The 2,802-nt window shown below is 71.1% G+C and carries 4 protein-coding genes; all 4 read left to right on the forward strand.

All coding sequences use genetic code 11. The features are described from left to right. Positions 1–250 (forward strand): ATP-binding protein (locus M8J74_RS43920; protein ID WP_372500439.1); only part of this gene is annotated, 250 nt, incomplete at its 5' end. Then, positions 247–936 (forward strand): response regulator transcription factor, encoded by a 690-nt coding sequence (locus tag M8J74_RS43925; RefSeq protein ID WP_249841741.1) that lies wholly within the window; start codon positions 247–249, stop codon positions 934–936. The genes M8J74_RS43920 and M8J74_RS43925, both read left to right, overlap by 4 nt. Positions 937–1,005: 69 nt before the next feature. Further along, entirely contained in the window at positions 1,006–1,560 is a 555-nt protein-coding gene (locus M8J74_RS43930) for a DUF485 domain-containing protein (RefSeq protein WP_249841742.1), read from the forward strand. Further along, the coding region (locus M8J74_RS43935) for a solute symporter family protein (protein WP_249841743.1) at positions 1,557–2,802 on the forward strand (1,246 nt) is incomplete at its 3' end. The genes M8J74_RS43930 and M8J74_RS43935, both read left to right, overlap by 4 nt.

Here is a 2,802-nt window from a genome sequence, read left to right on the forward strand (position 1 = left end):
CGCCCAGGAAGCCCTGACGAACGTGCGCAAACACGCGGCGGGGGCCAAGGTGCGCATACGACTGGAGTACGACGACCACCAAGTGACGCTGGACGTGCGGGACTCGGGCGGCCCGCCGGGTGACCTGACCGGGGCGGGCGCCGGGTACGGTCTGCTGGGCATGCGCGAGCGTGCCGAGCTGCTGGGCGGCTCGCTGGAGGCCGGGCCGGACGAGGAGGGGTTCGTGGTGACGCTGAAGGTGCCCGTATGACGGAAGGGGACCAGGCGCGGAGCACGACCGCGCGGGTGGTGGTCGCGGACGACCAGACCGTGGTCCGTGAGGGCATCGTGATGCTGCTGGGCCTGCTGCCGGGCATCGAGGTCGTCGGTTCGGCGGGGGACGGGGAGGAAGCGGTGAAGCTCGTCGCCGAACTCGCCCCCGACGTGGTGCTGATGGATCTGCGCATGCCGCGGTGCGACGGCGTGGAGGCTACCCGGCGCATTCGCGAGGAGCACCCCGGTACGCAGGTCGTGGTGCTCACGACGTTCGCCGACGACGAGTCGCTGTTCCCGGCCCTGCGCGCGGGAGCGCGGGGGTATCTCACCAAGGACGCGGGAGGCGACGAGATCGTACGGGCCGTGCACAGTGTGCTGTCCGGGGACGCGGGGCTGTCCCCGAGCATCCAACGGCGTCTGCTGGAGCGGCTGTCGGAGCCCGAGCCGCGTCCGACGGCCCCCGCCGAGCCGCCGGACGGGCTGACCGCACGGGAGATCGAGGTGCTGGTGCTGATCTCGGAAGGGCTGAACAACACCCAGATCGGGCGCAGGCTGCACGTGTCCACGGCGACCGTGAAGACCCACATCAACAACATCTTCACCAAGACCGGCCTCAGGGACCGGGCGCAGGCGGTGCGTTACGCCTACGCGAAGGGAATCGCTCGCCCACCAGCGGGTTGAGTCACCTGATGGGGTGAAGAGGACAGGGAAGAGAAGTCAGGGATCTTCCCGTTCTGTCCATCCTTGGGCATGCAGTCAAGCAACGGCCGCCCCCGCGGCAGTGGGGCCGGCGCCGAACGTTCCGCCGAACACCGCGCCGGCCATGACCAGGCGCACGCCACGGTGCCCGGGGGGATGAGGTACGACGATCCGTGGTACGACGTGCTCGCCTCCGGCTGGGGCGAGCCGGCCGGAGCCGGTGTACCCGCGGCCGAGCCCGCGCGCCGGGCGGGGGAGGCGCGGGCGGCAGCGGCGGCCGACGTCTACCTCGAGGTGCAGCGCAGTGCGGCGTTCCAGGAAGTGCGCCGCCGCTACCGCAGGTTCGTGGTGCCGGGAGTCCTCGTCTTCCTCGCCTGGTACGTGACCTACGTCGTGACGGCCACGACCGCGCCGGGGCTGATGGCGCGGCCGGTGGCGGGCGCTGTGAACGTCGCGATGCTCGCGGGACTCGGACAGTTCCTCACCACCTTCCTGCTGGCCTGGGCCTATGCACGGCATGCGCGGCTGCGCAGGGACCGGGCCGCGCTCGAACTGCGCTGGGACACCCAGGAGCTGACCCGCTCGGCCGAGGGCGGTGCGTCGTGACCGGCCATCACCAGACGCTGGCGATACTGCTGTTCAGCGGGTTCGTCGCCGTCACGCTGGGCATCACGACGTGGGTGAGTCGCAACCGCCGGGGCTCGGCGGAGGAGTTCTATGTCGGGGGGCGGCTGTTCTCCCCGATGGAGAATGGTTTTGCCATCGCCGGGGACTACATGTCGGCGGCGTCCTTCCTCGGCGTCACCGGGCTCATCGCACTGTTCGGCTACGACGGGCTGCTGTATGTGGTCGGCTTCCTCGTGGCCTGGCTGCTGGTGCTGTTCCTCGTCGCCGAACTGGTCCGCAACTGCGGGCGGTTCACCCTCGCGGACGTGATCGTGGCGCGGATGAGCGAGCGGCCGGTGCGGGTCGCGGCGGGAACGTCCTCGGTCACCGTGTCCGTTCTCTATCTGGTGGCCCAGATGGTGGGTGCGGGGAGCCTGGTGGCGCTGCTGCTCGGGGGGACGAGCCAGGCGGCACGGGTGTGGACCATCGTCGGTGTCGGGGCGCTCATGGTCGTCTATGTGTCGATGGGCGGGATGCGGGCCACGACCTGGATCCAGATCGTGAAGGCGGTGCTGCTGCTCGGCGGCACGGTCGCGCTGACCGTCCTCGTCCTGCTGCGGTTCCACGGCGACGTGGACAGGTTGCTGCTGACGGCGGCCGAGCGCAGCGGCCACGGTGACGCGTTCCTGGCCCCGGGGCTGAAGTACGGGGCGGACTGGACCGCCCGCCTCGACTTCATCAGCCTCGGGCTCGCCCTGGTCCTCGGCACGGCGGGGCTGCCGCACATCCTCTCCCGCTTCTACACCGTGCCCACGGCGCGCGCGGCCCGGCGTTCGGTGCTCTGGTCGATCGGGCTCATCGGCGGTTTCTACCTGATGACGATCGTCCTGGGTTTCGGCGCGGCGGCGATCGTGGGGCCGGGGTCGATCCGCGGGTCGAACGCGGCCGGGAACACGGCGGTCCCGCTTCTCGCCCTAGACCTCGGCGGCGGTGCCGACTCCACCGGCGGAACGGTTCTGTTCGCGGTCGTCGGCGCCATCGCCTTCGCCACCATTCTCGCGGTGGTCGCCGGTATCACCCTGGCGTCCTCCGCGTCCGTGGCCCACGACCTCTACACGTCCCTGCGGCGCGGCCGGGGCGAGCCGCGCAGCGAGGTGGCGGTGGCGCGCGTCGCCTCGGTCGGCATCGGCGTGCTCGCGATCGCTCTCGGCCTCCTCGCGCGCGACATGAACGTCGCCTTCC

It is taken from the genome of Streptomyces panaciradicis, from assembly GCF_023516615.1.
Lineage (GTDB): Bacteria > Actinomycetota > Actinomycetes > Streptomycetales > Streptomycetaceae > Streptomyces > Streptomyces panaciradicis.